The sequence below is a fragment of the Tsukamurella pulmonis genome (assembly GCF_900103175.1).
GTDB classification, from domain to species: Bacteria; Actinomycetota; Actinomycetes; order Mycobacteriales; family Mycobacteriaceae; genus Tsukamurella; species Tsukamurella pulmonis.
The window spans coordinates 3,818,675-3,837,945 of record NZ_FNLF01000002.1 but is presented as its reverse complement, the minus strand read 5'-3'; the positions used below and the strand labels follow the sequence as shown (position 1 = coordinate 3,837,945).

The following is a 19,271-nucleotide window of genomic DNA, read 5'->3' as shown; positions in this document are numbered from 1 at the left end:
GTTCCGACGCGCATCGTCCGCCGGCTGGATTCGGTCGGCGAGGGTCGGGTGGCTATGTCAACTAGGAGTGGCCCCACGAGGGCGGGTTGATTTGGCCCCGGTGGCTGTGGACGAGGTCTGGGGTGACACCACACCTGGCGGCGGGTGATCGTTATGGCACTGTGGAAGTGACGCTCATTGAGTCGTGGCGTCGTTCTAGAGGGTAGGAGTGGAAGTTGACTGAAGATCTAGAGCAAAGTGGTCCCGCGCGGGGGCGTCGCAAGTGGCCGTGGATCCTAGGAGCGGCGGTCGCCGCGTTGCTCGCGTGGAGCATGAGCTGAGTCGCTCGATCGAAGTCGGGAGGTGCTAGACCTAGCCGCTGATCGGGATGTCTGCTACGGTGAAGTTGGTTGATTTTCTTGGTGGCTCGTTTCGCGAAGATTTTCCGCGGCGGACACATCCCAAACTCCGTGAGTAGTCCCGGTAGCTTTGTTTTCGCGTACCTCCGCAATACCCAAGATCGAAACATTCGGTCTTGCAACACTTTTGATACTCAGGAGAGTAATCGCATGGCTCAGCAGGGCACCGTCAAGTGGTTCAACGCCGACAAGGGCTTCGGGTTCATCACCCCGGACTCCGGTAGCAAGGACCTCTTCGTTCACTTCTCCGGCATCGTCGCCAATGGTGGCTTCCGCAGCCTCGACGAGAATGACCGCGTCAGCTTCGAGGAGGAGGCCGGCGACCGCGGCCCCCAGGCCGTCGCTGTGCAAGCACTGGCATAAGGCGCAGCGAATCACCGCTCCTGCACTGGAATCAACGGATAGGGCATCAGCATGACGCACGCACGCGACAACAGTTCCCTACCCGACACACCTGAGCAGGAGGACGCCAGCTGGTGGACCCGGCTGCGCGCCAAACTCGCTGAAGTCAATAGTCGCGAAGACTACGGAACGAAGCTCTATCCGTAACTCCGCACCGCAGCGACCTGTCCGAAGCCCCGCCTGACCATCAAAGGGTCAGGCGGGGCTTCGGCGCTTTCGCTCGCCCAACGCACGTAGTCCGGTTTGTCAGGGTGGCAGCACGGGAGTGCGTAGCCCCCGGAGACTGCACATCCAACCGAGATCAAATCCTCACAGAATCCCGATCTAAAGGAGAGCAACATGATTGAGCTAGCCGATGGTGTAGAAGCGATCACTACGCGACAGGTGTGCCTAGGTAGCGGCGCGACGGTGTGGAGCACGGGAAGCGGGACGGTTCACTGTCCTCAGTGCAACAAGATCACACCCACCCACGGAGGCAGTGATGGTGTCGGGTTCATGCCCATCATCGGGCACGACACCAACGGTGAACCGTGGACGGGCAGCACGAACGGCACCGCGGGACGCAAAGCCTAGGCCCCGCCCAATCACACGTCCGCAGCCTGCGTGTGTGCGAGTCGGTAGCTGTGGGTGCCGGTTTCGATGATGGTGCCGCGGTATGTGAGGCGGTCGACGATGGCTGCGCAGAGGCGGGGGTCGGTGAAGGTGTCGGTCCAGCCGGAGAAAGACTGGTTGGAGGCGATCGCGACGCTGTTCTTCTCCTCGCGTTCGGTGAGGACTTGGAAGAGCAGTTCGGCGCCGCGGCGGTCGAGTTCCATGTAGCCGAGCTCGTCGATGATGAGCAGATCGACGCGGCCGTAGCGGTTGATGGTCTTCGCGAGCTGCTTCTCGTCAGCGGCCTCGACCAGCTCGTTCACCAACTTCGTGGCGAGGGTGTAGCGGACCCTAAGGCCCTGCTCCGCAGCGGCGGTGCCCAAGCCGATCAACAGATGAGACTTGCCTGTCCCGGAGTCGCCGATGAGGCAGAGCGGTAGGCCGTGGCGGATCCAGTCGCCGGTGGCGAGCTGGTGGATAGTGGCGGCTTCGATGTCGGGGTTGGCGTCGAAGTCGAAGTCCGCCAACCACTTATCCCGAGGAAACCCCGCGGCGTTGACGCGTCGAACGGTCGAACGCCGGTCCCGGTCGTCGACCTCCGCCAGGAGCAGTTCGGCGAGGAAGCCCTGATAGGACAGCTGCTGCTTCGCGGCGGCGGTGAGGTGCTGGTCGATCATCGACCGCACCGTCGGTAGCCGCAGGCGCCGGCAGGCTTGGTCAACGGCGGCGAGGGCGGCTTCTTCGGTGAGACCTCCGCGGCGCCGCAGCGAGGGCGCCAGCTTGGTGGCCTGCGATTTCGAGGTGGTGGTGCTCATGGGTGCCTTTCCGGGGTTGCTGGTGGTGGAGCATCTGAGGCGGTGCGCCGGCGAAGGAGCCGGTCGTAGGCGGTCACCGTCGGCAGCGGCCGACGGTCGGGTGGAAGGCCGGCGATCACCGCGGCCGGATCGGCGAGGCGTCGCTGGGTGAGGCTGACAACTCGTTGCTCACGCCGACCAGCGTGAGGAAGGTGATGACGGCCGAAGCTGGCCCCACCCATCTGGTCGTCGTCGGCAGCCGAGTCCCGTGCCGATCTCGATGATCTGCCTGAAGGGCTCACAGAGCTGTCGACAGTTGAAGCTCTGCAGCACCTTCGCGGCGGTCACTTGGACGCGGAGAGGCGGAGCATTGCGCGAATCGAGGATGACCCATCTAACTGAGGCATGGCACGGTCTCGGCTCACTGAAACTCGTTCGCGGTGTCGGTCCCCGTGGCGATAGGCTGGTCGGCTTTGCTCCCGTCAGCTCCAGGAGGCCCGCCGTGATCACGTTCAAGCTCAAGTTCGGTGTCGGCATCCGCCATGACCCCGCGGTGACCTCGTGGATGGCGCGGGGTTTCGCGCTGGACTTGGGGGACCGACTGCATCTCGAGTTCCGACTGCGCGCGGACTGGGACCCGAAGTGGTTCGGACGGAGCCACGAGCAGGGCGGTATGTTCACCGGCTACACGGGCTGTGTCGGCCCCCTCGCGCTGGAACTCGACCGGCGGCACCTGACCTATGGGGAGGCGGTCGGTGCACCGTCGTACCTGCGGGATCCGGCGCTGGATTGGGTGATCGATGAGTTCGACTCCAGCTTCAACGCGCTGGCCATCGCGAGCCTGAGGTACCACCGCGACTGGTCCATCTGCGACATCGGTGACGAGCGCCGCGCCGAGTTCCAGCAGCTCATCGCGCGCCTGTCCGAGCCCATGCCGAAGTACACCGAGGAGGAGCAGGCCGCGTTCGTCGCCGCTGGGGACCTGTTCCCAGAGGCTGAGGTGGGCGAGCGAGTCACGATGCGCCCGTTAACCCCGGCGGAGCAGGCGGCGCACGAGGCGTGGCGGATCCGCGAGGCCGAGTGGGAGCAGCGGATCGACGAGGCTCGCCGGGACTTCGTCGGGATCATGCGGTACCTGTGGTCCTGAGGAACTAACTGCCGGAATGTTTCTCGTTTCCGAGTGGTGGTGTAGTGCCGGCGAATGTCGGTCCCCTCCGCGCATCCTGATCCTGTGGGAATCTACCGGCGTGTCGCCCCACGGGGCTCGCCGTGCCCATAGCGTCGTGAACCATGACAAAACAGCAGTTCACACGTCCGACCGTCGCCCAACTTCGCGCCGCACACGCCGCTGTACCAGCAGGGCCGCTCGCCCGTCCCGCGGTCCGCGAGGCTCGTCGGGAGTTGGCACGGACCATCCGATGTATCCGCACCGTGTTCCCCGCGACCACGGTGGCCTCCCTGCTCGACGTGACCGATGCCGAGGGGCGGAGGCTCACCCGCGATGTGCTGCCAGAGAAGGCTGTCGAGGCTCTGACCAGCATCTACCAGACGCAAGGGCTCCCCTTGTTCGGCGCAGCCGTTGACGTGTGCCAGGCTGCCGGATGGTCCTTGTGGGACATCGCTGCTGTCGTGGGCCTGACAAAGAAGCGGGTGCTCTACGCCCACTCGAAGCGCGCCGACCAGACGATGCACGTACCGGGCCTGGCACGCCGGAAGATGCCGCCACCCAGGCCCGGCATCGAAGTGACTGTCGGTCCCCCGCGACGCAGCTCGCCGACCTGCCTATGACCAAGGGCGGAGCGCTGGCTGGATCGGGCGGCTGCTCTCCATGGCGGACAAGCGCGCCGCCCGCCAACGGGGTGCCGGACACCAAGTCCGCGGGCACCACGAACGTGCTCGACGAGGGCTGATCAAGCGAACGCACTGCATGTTCGCGATTGTGGATACGATTGCCTGATGGATGATGCGAGCGAGGAGGCCGACGCCGGCGGCGCAGGCGGATGGCGCTGGGTGGTGGCCCTTCTGTTCGGTCTGCTGCTGCTGGTGGTAGCGGTCCTCGCGCTCGCGTGGGCTCCGGATCTGCATCGCGCGGCGGGCCGGATCCGCGAACCCGGGGCGACGTGGTTCGGGCGGACCTGGCCGGGCTGGTTCACCGCCGGAATGTGGTGGATGACGGCCGCGCTGGCGGTCGGGCAACTGCTCGCGTTGGCCACTGTCTACGGCTTCGCTCTCATGGCGTCGGTGCGGAGGTTGTACTGGTGCGCGCACCGACGGCGCGCAGTGCGGCGCTGGCGCCCGATCGCCGCGGCCGCGGGGATCGGTCCGGTCCGGCGGTGGATGGCGCTGAGGATCGGGACCAACGCGCCGACGAAGAAGTCGATCCGGCGACTGTGGGCCGCGCGTACCCCCTCGTGGCTCGGCCGCGGCCTGTTCCTCATCGGCTTTGTCGCCACGCTCGGGGCATGGGTCGCCATGGGGGCGGACCTGACCTCCATGCCGTCAGGGATCTTCGTCTTCGTTCTCGTGGTTCTCGTCTACCTGTCGGACGATCGCGCGCCGAGCGTTTTCATCTCGCGCTCCGCCGGGCGACACGCAAAAGCCGAGTGAACGTGCACGATCGGCGACGAGAGCAGAACTGGTAATAACAAAGCGCGCGGGGTGTTCCGGGGTGCCCGTTGACGGGCAGGTGTTCCCGACGCGAAGGGGCACGACGGTGACGCCTGACCCCACGGGAATCTCCCGGCGTGTCGCCCCGCGCAGCTCCGCGACGCACCGGGATGGATCACGAGCGGGCGCAGTGTCCCGCTCTACGGGCGAGGGGTCAGGGACCACCTCGCGGCGGTACCCCGCCACGTCGGGAAGTGTGTGCCCGACCGGAGTGAGCCAGTGAGCCAGTCCTGGACCACGACTGGTGCCCAGACCTCGGCTGCGCAGGTGAGAACGAGATCGAGGTCCGCCTGCTGCTGGTCGTTCATGGCTCCAGTGTCACCGGCGGACCAGTAGGCGCACCAACTCCACGACGAGCGACCATGTCGGCCGTTGGCGTGTCCGCGACGGTATGAGTCAGTCCGCCCCCCTTAGACGGAGGACCATCCGACGCAGAAGCCCGCCGCCTCGAACGCTGAGGCGGCGGGCTTCTGTACCTGCGGGGTTGCTACGCGGCGAACCTCTCCAGCAGATGGGCCCGCTGACGCTCCCCGAGGCCAGCGACACGACGGGTGTCGGCGATCTCCAGCTCCGTCATGATCTCGGTGGCCTTGACCTTGCCGACCTTCGGCAGGGCCTGCAGCAGCGCGAGGACCTTCAGCTTGCCGACGGCGGGTTCGTCTGCGCGGTCGAGCACCTCGGCCAAGGTGGTGGTGCCAGCCTTCAGATCGGCCTTGATCACGGCGCGTGCTGCGCGGACCTCGGCGGCCTTCGCGAGGGCGTTGGCGCGCTGTTCGGGGGTGAGAGTGGGGAGAGCCATGGTGTTCCTCCTGGTGAGCCGGATAACGCTGTCGGAGCGCACGCTAGCGACCTGGGCTGACAGAAACGGTGCACGGTCGCGAGTCGGTCCCCTCGGCCACGGCGGAGCCGGGTTACCGGCGGTCCAGGAGGAGCACCAGCTCCGCCACGAATCTCTCCGTTGGCCGCTGACCACCCTTGCCCTGCTCCAAATCGACCTGCTCGCACACCAGAATCTTGCGCGCGGTGTCGAACCCGAAGCCCACTTCCCGCAGCCGGAGGAGCATCCGATCCTTCACGGGATGGTTGCGACGCTGGTACAGGAGCTTTGGATCCGCAGCCACCGCTTCAACCAGCTCCTTGTGGGCCTTGATCAGGCGTGGATCTGGACCATCGAAGTACAGCTCCCGCGCGGCGGGCGAGATCGGGCCCAGTACCGCGCCCATCTGAATCGCGCCCAGGTCCGCGTCCCGGCGGGGCCGCGGGAACATGCCCGTCTCCACCAAGTACGCGAGGAGCGCGATGAACTCGCAAGTCGTGGTGATGATGTCTTCGGGCATCAACAGCTCGACCGGCAGCCGGGCGGGTATCGTCGCCGCGCACCAGCGGGGGAGCACATTGGCCTGAGCGGTGGAGAACAGCCCCATCTTCGTCACGGCCTCGTGAAGCGCCAGGGCCTCCGGATCCTCGTGCGCGTTCCGCGTCGAGCCCACCCGGCCCACGTGGACCTCCGCCAGTGCCAAGTACGCGGCGACGGCGTCCGACGGATCCGCGTCGAGCACCCGCTGGATCGCGCCCGACGACACCGACGGGGACAGGCTGAGGCGGTCGGCGGCTTTGAGGACCTGGGCTTCCATGACCTCGAATCTAGCGGCAGGGTGTGACAAGTTTTCGGGTCTGACCTGGGGAGATTAGGGGACAGGTGGATCCGGAGCAAGGGACGGCGAGTCGGTCCCCGGGCCACCCGGCCCGAGGACCTGCACCCGCTGTAGGTGTCACCAGCCGCCGCTGCTTGACCCGTCCGACGGGGCTGGGACTGTCTGGACCGCCTCGTTGAGATGGCACTGCTCCTGCACCGGCCCTGAGAAGATCAACTTCCGACCGGGGTTGCGCCGCGCGGTGTCGATCGCGTCTTGCTGCTTCTGCGGGCAGTCGGTAATAACGACGGCCACAGGTGGTGACCCGCCGCCCTTGTCGGTAAGCATCCCGAAGCCGCCCGCGATAGTGACACCCGTGATACCGCAGAGCCCTGTGATGACTGCCGCCACAATCGCAGCGCCGCCAAATTTCTCGACCCAGCTCGTAGCCTGCGTTGGTGGTTCATCCGGCGGCAAGGGGGCAGGGGGCTGCGCCGGGGAAGGTTGAATCGCCGCCGGATTCGACGGCGCGTTCGCGCTCGACCAGTCCAGAATCGCGCGAACCTGCTCGGCGGTGTATGTCCGGCGCGGATCGCTCATTCGGTCACCACGTTCAGGAGGTCGCGGGAATCGTTGAGTTCGGCACGAGCGGTGTCGACCAGCTCGCTCAGGCGGTGTCCTAGCAGCCGCCTTGTCGCGCCCTGCTGAACAGCATCCGCCCAAAGGGTGAGGAGGCATCCGGCCATCGCGAAGACGAAGGTGGCACCCCCGAATAGGACCACGGCGACCTGTGCAACGTTGTGCAGACCCCCGCCGCTGAGTGCTTGAACTGCGCCGACTAGCAGGGCACCGAGAACCGCCAGGGAAAGGGCGATCGACACCTTGGCTCGGAATTGCACCCGTTGCGCGGCGCGCGCTTGGTTCAGGGCCTCGCTGAACCTTGCCCACGCGGTCAACGACGATGCGGTGTTGCGTACCCTTGCCTGCTGCGCGCGCAGCACCTCTTGAACCCGGTTCGGCTCGGGGCCGGAGTCCACGTCGGCATCTGCTTCGCCGAGTTTGATGTCGACGACGGCCAGCTCCTGACGGAGGTCATCTATCCTGTTGGCGACGACGTCCCAGTGATCACGCATAGGTGCAGATGGTGCCACATAGTGTGCAATCACGTGTGCTTCAGTCAAATCCAGCGCATGCCAGAGTCACCCGCTGTGGTTCCGCGCATGCAAGGCGCTGTTGCCCTTGGTGCTCTCGCGGTGGAGTAGTGAGAACGTGATCCACTGCGTGCCAAGTCGGCCGCAGCTGTGCGTCGTCGCGCGGTGTTCCTGGCGAAGCCTGAACCGCAACTCCATGATCGTCGGGCTCCGAAAAAGGCAGGGGTTCCGTTTGAGACGGACACACGCTTGGAGGAGTTCCTGGGCGTCGTCGGAGATGGCCCATGATCAGGCGCTGGAGGAAGCTCCTCAAGTTTCGGTTCGAGGCCAATCGGTATGCCGCCAGTTCGCTTGGATACGAACCTGGCTCGGTACGTGCCGGTACGTGCTGGGTACGTGGGCGTCCAGGCAATGTTGAGACCAACGAGATGTTTGAGCACCTCAGAACCGCCTTGCTAGCTGGACCGATTTCAAAAAGGCATGAGAATGTGCAGATAGAATAGTCCCAGCTCGCACCTTCCAACTCTCGTTCGCATCGAGGAGGTCAGGGGTTCGATTCCCCTTAGCTCCACAGACAGAAACCCCCTCCGCCCGGCACCAGCCGGACGGAGGGGGTTTCTTCGTCAGCGTTACGCGTCGCGGGATTCCCAGCGGTCCTCGCCGGTCATCGGCCCGACCTTGTAGTCGATCTTCAGCCGGTCGGTGGGGTCGGCCTCGCTCGCGACGGTGCACGGGAAGCTCTCGCCGGGGGCGGCCGCCGCGAAGCCGGTGCCGCAGTCCACGGTGACCGGCCGGCCGATCTGCTTCTCGACGCCCGCGACGATGTTCGGGCCCAGCGCGGCGAGGTCGTAGAGCTTCTTGGTCGGGGCGAACCGGATGCGCATGTCGTCGTCCATCACGGTGACCTCGACGGGGACCGTCGTGCCGCGGACCCGGGAGTCGCAGGTGAACGTGGCACCGGGCGCGGGTCTGTTCGTGCCGGGATCGCAGGAGACCGAATCGACCGTGATCCCCGCCGAGGCGTACCGGTTGTTGAGGTAGTCGGTGATCTCCGATTCCGCCGTGCCGGTGTCCAGGACCGTGCCGCCGAGAAGCGAGCAGCCGGCCGTGGCCGGCGCGAGTGCGAGGATTGCCGCGATTCCGCCGAATTGTGCCCTCATGAATATCGACTGTAGTGGTGAGGACTACCGGTTGCCGGGTGAGCGTGTCCGTGGCACGCCGTCGGCGTCCGCCGAGCCGGAGGCGCGATTCCGCGACGAGGAAGCCTCCGCTGTCGCCGGCGCCTCGACGACGGCGATCGAGCGGTGGCCGCCGTGTCGGCGCGGTAGCGTGACGATGTCGATCCGCTCGGAGGGAGTCCGCGCTGTCATGTTTGGTAAGAAGGGCGATGCCGCAGTGCTCGCGAAACTCCGTGCGATGCCCGCGCCGTACGCGGAGATCGGGGAGCGTGTGCACGCGATCATCCGTGAGAACGCGCCGGGCCTGGAGCCCGTGGTCCGGTGGGGCCTTCCGTTCTACGTCGGTGGCGGCGAGGACGTCTGCTATATCAAGCCGGGCGAGACCTATGTCGCCTTCGGCTTCGGGGAGAACGTCAATCCCGCCTTCGAGGAGGGCGCGACCATGCATCCGATCGTCTGGAACATCACCGCGTTGGACGCCGAGACCGAGGCGCGGATCGCGGCGCTGGTCGCGAAGGCCGTCGCCTGATCGCGGTGGGGCCGTCGTGACGACGAACCCCGTCGAACAGCTGCAGCGCTGGGAGGACTCCGGCGGCACGTGGGCCGTGCTGCGCAGGTCGGGGGAGGGGGCCGTCGTCGCGCTGATGCGATGCGACGGTGGCGAGATCGCCGACCGGATCGAATCCGCCGACCCCGCATTCCTGGCGCACCTCGACGCCCGGGACTGACGCCGTGGGCTGCCCCGCCGGCGTCGTCAGGCGCCGGCGGCGACCGTTGGCATCGCGGCCTGCACCGCGTCGGCCAGGCGCAGGACCGCCTCGGCGATGCCGACGCCCGTGGGGGTGAGCCGGTACTCGGTGTGCGGGGGATTGGTGCCTGCGGAGTAGCGGGCGACCAGCCCGTCGTCGACGAGGGTGCGCAGCGTCTGGGTGAGCATGCGGTCGCTGATGCCCTCCACCTGGCGCCGGATCTCTCCGAAGCGCTGCGGCTCTGTGTTCAATCGCCCGAGCACGAGGGCGCCCCAGCGCCCGGTGACGTGTGCGAAGACATCGCGCGAGGGGCAGTCCTTCGCGAAGACGTCGAAATCGGCCATGTCGAAACCTTACACGTACGGAAGTATTGCGCTTACGAATCGTCTGTGCTTCTATGGTAACCGCCAAAGCTTGAAGCTTCAACCATCTTAGGAGTTCTCATGGTCAAGAGACTGGTCACCACCCAGTTCACCCTTCTCACGCTCGCGCGGGTCATCCTCGGCGTGGTCTTCTTCGCCCACGGCTGGCAGAAGGTCGTCACCAACGGCCTGAGCGCCACCGCCACCGGCTTCGAGGGGATGGGCGTCCCGGCTCCGACCCTGTCCGCCTGGTTCGCCGGCCTCGCCGAGCTGCTCGGCGGCGCGCTGCTCATCGTCGGCTTCGCCGTGCCGCTCGTTGCGATCGTGCTGATCATCGACATGCTCGGCGCCATCTTCACCGTGCACCTCGACAAGGGCTTCTTCGCCATGGACGGCGGCATCGAGCTGCCGCTGGTGCTGATCGCCGGCCTGCTCGCCGTGGCCGCGGTCCCGCAGACCTCGCTCGGCGTCGACGCGCTGGTGCTCAAGAAGCGGGCGGAGGCGGCCAAGTGAGGATCACCGTCTTCGGCGCGTCCGGCTACTCGGGCGGCCACATCACCACGGAGGCGCTGAACCGCGGCATCGAGGTCGTGGGCGTCGCCCGCGACGTCGCGAAGGTTCCCGCCGGCGCGACCGCCGAGGCCGGCGACGTGACCGACGCGGCCTTCGTCGCCCGCGCCGTCGAGGGCGCTGCCGTCATCGTCTCCGCCCTGCCGACCGCGGCACCGTCGGGCGAGGGCACCGAGCTGCGCACCGCCGTCGAGGCGCTGGTCGCCGCGGCCCGTGCCACCGGCGCCCGCCTCGGCGTCGTCGGCGGCGCCGGTAGCCTCCTGGTCGCCGAGGGCGGCCCCAAGCTGGTCGACACCCCCTCGTTCCCCGACGCGGTCAAGCCCATCGCCCAGGAGCACGACCGCGCGCTGGACTACCTGCGCACCGTCGAGGACGTCGACTGGTTCTACCTGAGCCCCGCCGCGAGCTACGGCTCCTTCAACCCCGGCGAGAAGCGCGGCACCTTCCGCACGAGCGGCGATCTGCTGCTCACCGACGCCGACGGGAACTCGGAGATCTCCGGCGCCGACTACGCCACCGCGTTCGTCGACGAGATCCTCACCCCTGCGCACGAGCGGGAGCGGTTCTCGGTCGCGTACTGATCCCGGCCCGCGCCGCGTCGTCGTATCCTCGGCTCACGAATCGAGCACAGGGGGTGTGATGGCGCGGCGCGAACCCGTCTACGAAGTGGTCCAGGTCCTGGCGAAGGGAATCCTCGGCGCGCAGGGCGTGCGCGTGGACTACCGCGGGCTGGAGAACATCCCGGCCGAGGGCGGCGTCCTGCTCGCGGTGAACCACACCAGCTACGTCGACTTCCTCGAGGCGGGCCTCGCCGCCCGCCGCGCGGGGCGCTGGCCCCGCTACATGCTCAAGGCCGAACTCAAGAAGATCCGCGTCATGGCCTTCCTCATCAAGCACTGCGGCGCCATCGGCGTCGACCGCGAGCACGGCGCCGAGAGCTATCACGAGGCGGTGACCGCGCTCGAGGCAGGCGAGGCCGTGATCGTCTACCCCGAGGCCACCATCAGCCGCAGCTTCGAGCTGAAGGAGTTCAAGTCCGGAGCCGCGCGGATGTCCATCGAGGCGGACGTGCCCATCGTTCCGCTCATCGTGTGGGGGACGCAGCGCATCTGGTCCAAGGGCACGCAGCGGCGCGCCGGCCGCCACCGCTTCCCCGTCGTCGTGCAGGCGGGTCCGGCGATCCGGCCCGACGGTGACGACCCCGCGGCCCTGACCGCCCGCCTGCGGACCGCGATGGGGGAGGCCCTCAAGAGCGCGCAGCGCGGTTTCCCCGCTCCCGCGGGAGAGGATTGGGTTCCGGCCCGGCTCGGCGGCGGCGCTCCACCGCCCGACGAGGCGCTGCGGCTCGAGCAGGAGGAATTCGCCCTCCGGAAGGCCAAACGCGAGGCGAAACAGGCGGCCAAGCGCCGCTCCGACGAAGCCTGAGTGACTCCTGTGGTGCACATCACCTGCGGTTGGTAGGTTTGCCGGGATCGTTCATGAGTGATGGAGGAGACCATGACGCAGCCGCCGAACTACCCTGGCGACGACCAGGGCGGCTATCCGCAGAACCCCCAGGATCCGCAGCAGGGCGGATACCAGCAGGGCGGCCACCCGGAGCAGCCGCAGCAGCCCGGGTACGGGCAGGGCGGCTACCCGCCTCCGCCTCCCGGTGGTTTCCCGCCCCCGCAGCCCGGCCCGGGCTACCAGCCGCAGCCCGGCCAGGGCTACCAGCCGCAGCCCGGGCAGGGCTTCCCACCGCCCGGTGAGTACCCGCAGGGTCCGGCCGGCTACGGCATTCCGCAGTACGGCGTACCGCAGCGGTTCAACCTCGGCGACGCCGTCTCGTGGGCCTGGAACAAGTACACGAAGAACGCGGCGAGCCTGATCTTCTCCCTGCTCGCCCTCGCGCTTCTGCTGGGCGTGATCTCCACCGTGCTGTTCCTCGTCTACGGAGCGCTGTTCGGCACATCGGACGACGACGGCAGCTACTCGGTGTACGTCTCCACGGGCACTGTCGGCGGTGCCTTGTTCACGCTCGTCCTGGGGATCGTCGGCTACATCGCGTACGCCGCCTACTTCTCCGGGCTGCTCGACATCGCCGACGGCAAGCCGGTGGGCTTCGGCTCGTTCTTCAAGCCCCGCAACGTGGGTCAGGTCGCGGTGGTGGCGGTGATCACCGCCGCCGTGATCGCGCTCCTGAGCTTCATCCCCTACGTCGGCGGCATCCTGGGGATCGTCGTCAGTTTCATCGCCGTCTTCGCGCTGCTCGGCGTCGTCGACCGTGGCGTGTCCGCGATCGACGGCTTCAAGGGCGCTTTCGGCTTGGTGCAGAAGGACCCGGGCAACCTGATCCTGGCGTACGTGATCGCCGGGCTGATGATGATCGCGGGCGGAATCCTGTGCGGCGTGGGCCTGTTGGTCGCGGCGCCGGTCGCGGGTCTGCTCCTGGTGAACGCGTACCGCCTGATCTCGGGCGGCACGGTCGTCCCGCCGACACCGTAGGTCCGAACCGACGGCCCGCCTCACATCATGTGGGGCGGGCCGTTCTCGTCGGTGGGGAATCTGGTGGCGCGGCTGCCCAGTTGATAGGTTTCCGGCAGTGAATCGTCACACCACTGGAGGAGAAGAATGACGCAGCCGCCCATCAATCCCGGGGACTACCCGGGCGGCATTCCGCCCCAGCAGGATCCGCAGCACGGCGGGTACCAGCAGGGCGGCTACCCGCAGCAGTCGCCGCAGCCGGGATACGGGCAGGGCGGTTACCCGCAGCAGCCGCCGCAGCAGCCGGGGTACGGGCAGGGTGGCTACCCGCCCCCGCCCGCCGGTGGTTTCCCGCCGCCGCAGGGCGGCTACGGCCAGGGCTTCCCGCCCCCGCCGCAGGGTGGTTTCCCGCCGCCTCCCGGCGGCGGCTACGGCGCACCGCAGTTCGGCGGACCGGCGCCGTTCAACATCGGCGACGCGTTCTCGTGGGCGTGGAACAAGTTCAGCAAGAACGTCGGATCGGTGCTGGTCGCGGGCCTCATCTACGGCGTGATCCTCTACGTCGTGATCGGCCTCGCCTACGGCCTGCTCCTCGGCGGGGTGCTCGCCTCCGGCGACCTCACCTACAACGCGGACACGCAGCAGTACGAAGGCGACGTCTCGTTCGCCGCGACCCTGGGCGTCTCCCTGCTCTTCGGTCTCCTCGTCGGCATCGTGCAGTACCTGATCCACACGGCGCTGCTCTCGGGCCTGATCGATCTGGCCGACGGCAAGCAGGTCACGCTCGGCTCGTTCTTCAAGCCGCGCAACACGGGCTCCGCGCTGCTCGCCGCGCTGGTGGTCACCCTCGCCGTGACCGTCGGCACGTTCCTCTGCATCCTCCCCGGCCTGGTGGCCGCGTGGCTGCTGATGTTCACCCTCGTGGCCACCGTCGACCGCGGCCTCGGCCTCGGAGATGCGCTGCGTGCCAGCTTCGAGACCGCGAAGAACAACGTGGGCAACTCGCTGCTGGTGTGGATCCTCACGTCGCTGATCATGGGCATCTGCGCCATCATCACGCTGCCGATCGCGCTGCTGGTCATCGTGTACACCTGGCGTCGCCTCTCGGGCGGCGAGGTGGCTCCGCTCACCCCGTAGTACCTCGTGGCAGCGCGAAGCCCGTCCCGCCGCCGGTGGGGCGGGCTTCGTCGTTCTGCCGGCCGGGTTCTCGAAGGTCGGAGATCGTGCCCGTCGGCGGAAGGGGAGTCGCACCCCGGCACCCGCGCCGGCTAGGGGAGGAAGCCCAGCACGGCGCGCGCGAACTCGGCCGACGCCTCGCGGTGAACGGTGTGTCCGCCGCGCAGCTCGGCGTACTCGCCGTGGGGTAGGGCGTCCGCGACCAGCCTCAGGTACTCGGGCCGCAGGAAGTCGCGCGGGCCGCCGGAGATCACCAACGTCTCCTGCGGGGTGCTCGCCAGCCGCTCCCACCATGCCGGGTCGGGCTGGAACTGGGGCGAGACGGAGTCCATCATCGTGCCGTCGAACCGCGAGAGCGCGCCCGGCGTCTGCACCAGCTGCTTGATCCCCAGCCACACCCGCCGGGGCGTGAGCGGCAGGTCCATCGTCTCCTCGACCTGCGCGGAATCCTGCGCGACCGGCGGCATCTCCTCCAGGACGAGGCGACGGACACCGTCGGGCAGGCGCCACGCGAGGCGTAGCGCGGCCTGGCCGCCCAGGGAATGCCCGACGACGTCGAACCGGTCCAGGCCCGCATGCCGCGCCACCTGTTCGGCGTCCTCGGCGAGTTCGTCGAGGAGGTACTCGGGGCTGTGGTCGCTGCGCCCGTGCCCGCGCTGGTCGTAGGTCACGGTGTCGCGCCCGGCGGCGGCCAGCGCCCGGACGGTGCGCCGCCAGGTCCGGTGATCGGCGGCCATGCCGTGGATGAGCAGCACCGGCGGGCCCGACGGCTGCGGAACGCGGCGGTGCTGCACCCGCAGGCGCACCCCGCCGGCGGTGATGGTCTCCTCGCGCATCAGCTCATGGTGCCACTAGCCCAGTGCGGAGCTGAGCGCGACGCACACGGCGGTGCCCGCGATGATGCTGAGCACGGCGTTGCGGCGCCACAGGTGCGCGAGCACCGTGGCGGCGACGCCCGCCAACTGCGGAACGCCGTGGGCGGGAGCGGCGTAATCGACGGAGGCCACGCAGTACACCGCCAGCACGATCGCGGCCCCGGCGGGCATCCAGCGCCCGAAGTCGGCGAGCAGGGGCGAGCCGCGCAGGACGCTCGCCAGGCCGAACGGCGCCACGCGCAGGCCGAAGGTGACCGCGGCGGTGACGGCCACGCCGGCGAGCAGGTACGAGGTCTCAGGCATCGACGGTCTCCGTCTCCGGGATCGGGGCGGGGTCGCGGCGGCGGCCCGCGTAGTGCCGCACCACCAGCAGCCCGGCGAAGGTCGTCATGGCGACCAGCAGCATCGCGCTCGGCGAGACGATCACACCCACCGCCGCGGCGCCCGCCGCCAGGGCGGCGGTGAGGCGGTCTCGATCGGCGCTGTAGGCGTCCATCACGAGCACCACGAACAGGGCGGTCAACACGAAGTCGATCCCGGGGACGTCGCCGAGGAAGGCGCCCCCGACGAGCGCGCCGCACAGCGAGCCGGACACCCACGAGGCGTGTAATCCGGCCTGGGTCATCAGGATCCGCCGTCCCGTCATCGTCCCCGACGGTGCCGTGGTCACCAGCACGTAGGCCTCGTCGACCAGGGCGAACACGCTGTAGGTCTTCGCGAGCCGGCCCTGCACCGCGTGCAGCGGAAAGGTGAGGCCGTAGAACAGGTGGCGCGAGTTCACCAGGAAGGTCGTCGCGGCGATGGCCGCGAGCGGCGTTGCCGCGGTGAGCATCCCGATGAGCAGGAACTCGACGGAACCGGCCAGCACGAACGCCGAGGTGATGATCGCCATCCACCAGGGGAGACCGTGGCTGATGACGACGACGCCGAAACCGAGTCCGAGGACGAACAATCCGAACCAGACGACGGCGATGCGGGAGGGAACCTTCACGCCCACAATCCTATTTCGAAGTCCGCGCAATAGGGTTGCCAATATTGGCTCGATGGGCGGCCTGTGCGCAATAATAGTGCGGTGGATGCGTTGGATAGGGCAATTCTGGACGAGTTGGTCAAGGACGGGCGCCTGACCAACCAGGAACTCGCGCACCGCGTCGGACTGACACCGGCGCCGTGCCTGCGTCGCGTGCGCCGACTGGAGGCCGACGGCGTGATCACCGGCTACACCGCCGTCCTCGACCCCGCGGCGCTCGGCAAGGGCTTCGAGGTGCTCATCAACGCCGATCTCACGGCCAACGACCGGGCGTCGGTGGAGGCCTTCGAGGCCCGCGTCGCCGCGATGGACGAGGTGATCGAGGTGCGCCGCATGTTCGGCCTGCCCGATTACCTGATCCGGGTGCGCGTGGCCGATACCGAGGCCTTCGAGAAGTGGCTCACCACCAACCTCATGGGTGATCCCGCGATCGTCCGCGTGGACTCGCGCATGACGATGAAGGTGGTCAAGTGACGCCGGAGGGCGATGCGGCCGTCGCCGCCCGGATCCTCGCGGCGCACTGGCCGGGGGCGGCGCCGGAACCCCTGGTCGAGAGCGAGAACGCCACCTTCCGGGTCCGCGGCGGCCCGCGGCCCGCGGTGTTGCGCCTGCACCGCCCCGGCTACGTCGCCGACGCGGCGATCGACTCCGAGCTGGCGTGGATCGCGGCGCTGCGCCGGGACACCGCGGTGCCCGTGGTCGAGCCGCTCACCGGCGTCCTCGTCGACGCGCCGACGGGACGCCGCGCTGTGCTGTTCGCGGAGCTGCCCGGCGGCCCCGTCCCCGACGAGGCGCTCGACGCCGCGCACTTCGCGGCGCTCGGCGACATCGCGGGCACCTTCCACGAGCACGCCGAGAGCTGGCGCCGGCCCGACGGATTCACCCGGTTCGACTGGGGAGTCGACGAGATCGTCGGCGCCCGGCCGCGCTGGGGCTCCTGGCGCGACGGTCTCGCCGTGACCGAGGCGCACCGTCGGGCGATCGAACCGGCCGCCGCGCAGGCGACGCAGCGGGTGCACGAGTTCGGCCGCACCGCGGACCGGTTCGGCCTCATCCACGGCGACCTGCGGGCCGCGAACCTGATCGCCGCCGGGGCAGACGCGGGTGCCGGCTTCACCGTGATCGACTTCGACGACAGCGGATTCGGCTGGCACCTGTTCGAGTTCGCGGCCGCCGCGTCCTTCGTGGAGACGGACCCGCGACTGCCGCAGTGGGCGCGGGCGTGGGCGGAGGCGTACCGGCGCCGCCGGCCCCTGCCCGACGCGCATGCCGCGTTCCTCCCGGACTTCGTGCTGCTGCGGCGATTGCAATTGCTCGGCTGGCTCGGCACGCACGGCCATGTGCTGGAGGCGGATCCGGGATTCGCCGACGGCACCGTCGACGTGGCCGGGGCGTACCTCGCCGGGCGGCTACTGTGAGGGCGTGAGCTTCTCCGAATCCGTCGCCGCGCACGTCGTGCGCTACGGCGGCACCTTCGCGCCCCTGCCCATCGACCGCGCCGCGGGCACGTACGTGTATTCGGGGGAGCGCCGCTGGCTCGATTTCACGTCCGGGCAGATGAGCGCCATTCTGGGACACAGTCATCCGGCGATCGTCGAGACGGTGCAGCGGGAGATCGCGACGCTCGACCACCTCTTCTCCGGGATGCTCTCGCCGCAGGTGGTCACCCTCGCGGAGCGGCTCGCGGCCACGCTGCCGGAGCCGCTGAGCCACGTGCTGCAGCTGACCACGGGCGCCGAGTCCAACGAGGCCGCGCTGCGGATGGCGAAGCTGTACACCGGCAAGCACGAGATCGTCAGCTTCTCGAAGTCCTGGCACGGCATGACCGCCGGCGCCGCCGCGGCCACCTACTCGTCCGGCCACAAGGGCTACGGCCCCACCGCACCCGGCAACTTCGCGCTGCCCACGCCGAACGCCTACCGCTCGCAGTTCGTCTCCCCGGATGGGAAGTACGACTGGGAGTCCGAGCTGGACTTCGGCTTCGAGCTCATCGACGCCCAGTCCACGGGCTCCCTCGCCGCCTGCCTCGTGGAGCCGATCCTCAGCTCCGGCGGCATCATCGACGTGCCCGTCGGGTATCTCGCAGCACTCAAGCGCAAGTGCGAGGAGCGCGGGATGCTGCTCATCGTCGACGAGGCGCAGACCGGGCTGTGGCGCACCGGCGAGGCGTACGCCTTCGAGCGCGACGGCATCGTCCCCGACATCCTCACCCTGAGCAAGACGCTCGGGGCCGGCCTGCCCATCGCCGCGGTCGTGACGTCCGCGGAGATCGAGCGGGTCTGCCACGAGCGCGGCTTCCTGTTCTTCACCACCCACGTCAGCGATCCGATGGTGGCCGCCGTCGCGACGACGGTGCTCGACGTCCTCGCCGACGGTGTCGCCGACGGGGTCGCCGCGCGCGGCGCGCGGCTGCGTGCGGGGCTCGACGAGCTGGCCACCCGCCACGAGGCGATCGGCGACGTGCGCGGGCGCGGCCTCATGCAGGGCATCGAGCTGGTGACCGACCGGGAGAGCAAGGAGCCCGCGAACGAGCTGGGCGGGCTGGTCACGCAGCGGTGCTACGAGCGTGGCCTGCACATGAACGTGGTGCAGCTGCCGGGCATGGGGTCGATCTTCCGGATCGCGCCGCCGCTCACCGCCACGGACGCCGAGATCGACAAGGGCCTGGAGATCCTCGACGGGGCGCTGCGGGGGTAGCTCCGAGGTGGCCGGAAAAAAGTTCCGGCGGAACCGATGAGTTCCGGCGACGCGGGCCGTCTCACCATGTGACGGTATTCGAGAGACGGATGCCGCGGACCAAGGAGCGACGCCATGCACAAGATGATCTTCGTGAACCTGCCCATCGCCGATGTCCAGCGTTCGCGCGACTTCTTCACCGCCGTGGGCTACACCATCAACGAGCAGTTCAGCGACGAGAACGCCATCGCGGTGGAACTGGGCGAGAACATCGCCGCGATGCTGCTCACGACCGACTTCTTCGGCACCTTCCACGAGGCCACCACCGCCGCCCCCGGCGTCAAGGAGACCCTCATCGCGCTCAGCGCCGAGAGCCGCGAGGAGGTCGACGAGATCGTGAACCGGGCTGTCGCCGCCGGCGGCAAGGAGGGCCGCTCCGAGGACCACGGGTTCATGTACGGCCGCTCCTTCGACGACCCGGACGGCCACTGCTGGGAGATCATGTGGATGGATCCGGCGGCGGCCGCCGGCGGGCCCGAGGGCGCGCAGGGCTGA

At 68.6% G+C, this 19,271-nt stretch carries 26 protein-coding genes and 1 pseudogene; 16 read left to right on the top strand and 11 right to left on the bottom strand.

All coding sequences use genetic code 11. The features are described 5' to 3' along the window. The first annotated feature begins 548 nt into the window (after positions 1–548). Positions 549–761, top strand: a complete 213-nt coding sequence (locus BLQ62_RS18805; protein WP_068567996.1) for a cold-shock protein — start codon at positions 549–551, stop codon at positions 759–761. Positions 762–1,384: 623 nt separating this feature from the next. Here the strand turns inward: BLQ62_RS18805 and istB are convergent. Further along, entirely contained in the window at positions 1,385–2,206 is an 822-nt protein-coding gene (gene istB / locus BLQ62_RS18800; RefSeq protein WP_068567997.1) for an IS21-like element helper ATPase IstB, read from the bottom strand. Continuing rightward, positions 2,203–2,376: pseudogene (locus BLQ62_RS18795) on the bottom strand (IS21 family transposase); the annotation flags it as partial. The pseudogene BLQ62_RS18795 and the gene istB, both read right to left, overlap by 4 nt. A 311-nt stretch (positions 2,377–2,687) precedes the next feature. On the opposite strand from BLQ62_RS18795, the gene BLQ62_RS18790 reads away from it, so the two are divergent. The 4 genes from BLQ62_RS18790 to BLQ62_RS18780 all read left to right on the top strand — a co-directional run bounded on the left by BLQ62_RS18790 (position 2,688) and on the right by BLQ62_RS18780 (position 4,792). Next, a complete protein-coding gene (locus tag BLQ62_RS18790) occupies positions 2,688–3,332 on the top strand; it encodes a hypothetical protein (protein WP_068567999.1) in 645 nt (214 codons plus the stop codon). A 143-nt stretch (positions 3,333–3,475) separates the two neighbouring features. Continuing rightward, entirely contained in the window at positions 3,476–3,973 is a 498-nt protein-coding gene (locus BLQ62_RS18785) for a hypothetical protein (protein ID WP_139184245.1), read from the top strand. Continuing rightward, the gene (locus BLQ62_RS24390) at positions 3,970–4,095 is read left to right on the top strand and encodes a hypothetical protein (protein ID WP_269451330.1); all 126 of its coding nucleotides are present in this window, start codon (positions 3,970–3,972) and stop codon (positions 4,093–4,095) included. Before BLQ62_RS18785 ends, BLQ62_RS24390 begins: the two co-directional genes overlap by 4 nt. Positions 4,096–4,141: 46 nt before the next feature. Beyond that, the gene (locus BLQ62_RS18780) at positions 4,142–4,792 is read left to right on the top strand and encodes a hypothetical protein (protein WP_068568002.1); all 651 of its coding nucleotides are present in this window, start codon (positions 4,142–4,144) and stop codon (positions 4,790–4,792) included. Positions 4,793–5,339: 547 nt separating this feature from the next. Here BLQ62_RS18780 and mihF read toward each other — a convergent pair. The 5 genes from mihF to BLQ62_RS18755 form a co-directional block, all read right to left on the bottom strand. Beyond that, positions 5,340–5,651, bottom strand: coding sequence for an integration host factor, actinobacterial type (gene mihF / locus BLQ62_RS18775; RefSeq protein WP_068568004.1), 312 nt, complete (start codon positions 5,649–5,651; stop codon positions 5,340–5,342). Positions 5,652–5,763: 112 nt separating this feature from the next. Then, on the bottom strand, positions 5,764–6,486 hold the full coding sequence (locus BLQ62_RS18770) for a hypothetical protein (protein WP_068568006.1): 723 nt from the start codon (positions 6,484–6,486) through the stop codon (positions 5,764–5,766). A gap of 138 nt (positions 6,487–6,624) precedes the next feature. Further along, positions 6,625–7,086 carry a hypothetical protein gene (locus tag BLQ62_RS23470; RefSeq protein ID WP_139184244.1) on the bottom strand — a complete coding sequence of 154 codons (462 nt, stop codon included), beginning with the start codon at positions 7,084–7,086 and terminating at the stop codon, positions 6,625–6,627. Next, positions 7,083–7,619, bottom strand: a complete 537-nt coding sequence (locus BLQ62_RS18760; protein ID WP_068568010.1) for a hypothetical protein — start codon at positions 7,617–7,619, stop codon at positions 7,083–7,085. Before BLQ62_RS18760 ends, BLQ62_RS23470 begins: the two co-directional genes overlap by 4 nt. A 647-nt stretch (positions 7,620–8,266) precedes the next feature. Beyond that, positions 8,267–8,797 carry a DUF4333 domain-containing protein gene (locus tag BLQ62_RS18755; RefSeq protein WP_068568012.1) on the bottom strand — a complete coding sequence of 177 codons (531 nt, stop codon included), beginning with the start codon at positions 8,795–8,797 and terminating at the stop codon, positions 8,267–8,269. Between BLQ62_RS18755 and BLQ62_RS24220 the strand changes: the two genes are divergently transcribed. Together BLQ62_RS24220 and BLQ62_RS18745 are read left to right on the top strand one after the other, a co-directional pair. Continuing rightward, positions 8,796–9,344: a DUF1801 domain-containing protein gene (locus BLQ62_RS24220; protein ID WP_231857705.1), complete on the top strand. Its 549-nt coding sequence runs from the start codon at positions 8,796–8,798 to the stop codon at positions 9,342–9,344. The genes BLQ62_RS18755 and BLQ62_RS24220 overlap by 2 nt on opposite strands. A gap of 16 nt (positions 9,345–9,360) precedes the next feature. Beyond that, positions 9,361–9,543 (top strand): hypothetical protein, encoded by a 183-nt coding sequence (locus tag BLQ62_RS18745; RefSeq protein WP_068568014.1) that lies wholly within the window; start codon positions 9,361–9,363, stop codon positions 9,541–9,543. A gap of 26 nt (positions 9,544–9,569) precedes the next feature. On the opposite strand, the gene BLQ62_RS18740 is transcribed toward BLQ62_RS18745, so the two are convergent. Continuing rightward, positions 9,570–9,908 carry a winged helix-turn-helix transcriptional regulator gene (locus BLQ62_RS18740; RefSeq protein ID WP_068528468.1) on the bottom strand — a complete coding sequence of 113 codons (339 nt, stop codon included), beginning with the start codon at positions 9,906–9,908 and terminating at the stop codon, positions 9,570–9,572. A gap of 99 nt (positions 9,909–10,007) precedes the next feature. On the opposite strand from BLQ62_RS18740, the gene BLQ62_RS18735 reads away from it, so the two are divergent. The 5 genes from BLQ62_RS18735 to BLQ62_RS18715 all read left to right on the top strand — a co-directional run bounded on the left by BLQ62_RS18735 (position 10,008) and on the right by BLQ62_RS18715 (position 14,096). Next, a complete protein-coding gene (locus BLQ62_RS18735; RefSeq protein WP_068528471.1) occupies positions 10,008–10,439 on the top strand; it encodes a DoxX family protein in 432 nt (143 codons plus the stop codon). Further along, positions 10,436–11,077: an NAD(P)-dependent oxidoreductase gene (locus BLQ62_RS18730; protein ID WP_068528473.1), complete on the top strand. Its 642-nt coding sequence runs from the start codon at positions 10,436–10,438 to the stop codon at positions 11,075–11,077. Before BLQ62_RS18735 ends, BLQ62_RS18730 begins: the two co-directional genes overlap by 4 nt. Before the next feature lie 58 nt (positions 11,078–11,135). Continuing rightward, positions 11,136–11,921, top strand: coding sequence for a lysophospholipid acyltransferase family protein (locus tag BLQ62_RS18725; RefSeq protein ID WP_068568016.1), 786 nt, complete (start codon positions 11,136–11,138; stop codon positions 11,919–11,921). A gap of 57 nt (positions 11,922–11,978) precedes the next feature. Then, the gene (locus BLQ62_RS18720; RefSeq protein WP_414929929.1) at positions 11,979–12,980 is read left to right on the top strand and encodes a hypothetical protein; all 1,002 of its coding nucleotides are present in this window, start codon (positions 11,979–11,981) and stop codon (positions 12,978–12,980) included. Between the two features lie 126 nt (positions 12,981–13,106). Continuing rightward, on the top strand, positions 13,107–14,096 hold the full coding sequence (locus BLQ62_RS18715; protein WP_068568020.1) for a hypothetical protein: 990 nt from the start codon (positions 13,107–13,109) through the stop codon (positions 14,094–14,096). A gap of 131 nt (positions 14,097–14,227) precedes the next feature. On the opposite strand, the gene BLQ62_RS18710 is transcribed toward BLQ62_RS18715, so the two are convergent. Genes BLQ62_RS18710 through BLQ62_RS18700 form a run of 3 tightly spaced genes read right to left on the bottom strand, consistent with a single transcriptional unit; the run spans position 14,228 to position 16,001 of the window. Further along, positions 14,228–14,971, bottom strand: a complete 744-nt coding sequence (locus BLQ62_RS18710; RefSeq protein ID WP_068568023.1) for an alpha/beta fold hydrolase — start codon at positions 14,969–14,971, stop codon at positions 14,228–14,230. Between the two features lie 15 nt (positions 14,972–14,986). Beyond that, positions 14,987–15,313, bottom strand: a complete 327-nt coding sequence (locus tag BLQ62_RS18705) for a branched-chain amino acid transporter permease (protein WP_068568025.1) — start codon at positions 15,311–15,313, stop codon at positions 14,987–14,989. Further along, on the bottom strand, positions 15,306–16,001 hold the full coding sequence (locus BLQ62_RS18700; protein WP_068530295.1) for an AzlC family ABC transporter permease: 696 nt from the start codon (positions 15,999–16,001) through the stop codon (positions 15,306–15,308). Before BLQ62_RS18700 ends, BLQ62_RS18705 begins: the two co-directional genes overlap by 8 nt. Before the next feature lie 81 nt (positions 16,002–16,082). Here BLQ62_RS18700 and BLQ62_RS18695 point away from each other — a divergent pair, with 81 nt between their 5' ends. The 4 genes from BLQ62_RS18695 (at position 16,083) to BLQ62_RS18680 (ending at position 19,271) form a co-directional block, all read left to right on the top strand. After that, positions 16,083–16,514 (top strand): Lrp/AsnC family transcriptional regulator, encoded by a 432-nt coding sequence (locus tag BLQ62_RS18695; protein WP_068528492.1) that lies wholly within the window; start codon positions 16,083–16,085, stop codon positions 16,512–16,514. Then, entirely contained in the window at positions 16,511–17,458 is a 948-nt protein-coding gene (locus tag BLQ62_RS18690) for a phosphotransferase enzyme family protein (protein WP_068568027.1), read from the top strand. Before BLQ62_RS18695 ends, BLQ62_RS18690 begins: the two co-directional genes overlap by 4 nt. Before the next feature lie 4 nt (positions 17,459–17,462). After that, entirely contained in the window at positions 17,463–18,737 is a 1,275-nt protein-coding gene (locus BLQ62_RS18685; RefSeq protein WP_068568029.1) for an aspartate aminotransferase family protein, read from the top strand. Positions 18,738–18,851: 114 nt separating this feature from the next. Continuing rightward, positions 18,852–19,271 carry a VOC family protein gene (locus BLQ62_RS18680; protein WP_068568031.1) on the top strand — a complete coding sequence of 140 codons (420 nt, stop codon included), beginning with the start codon at positions 18,852–18,854 and terminating at the stop codon, positions 19,269–19,271.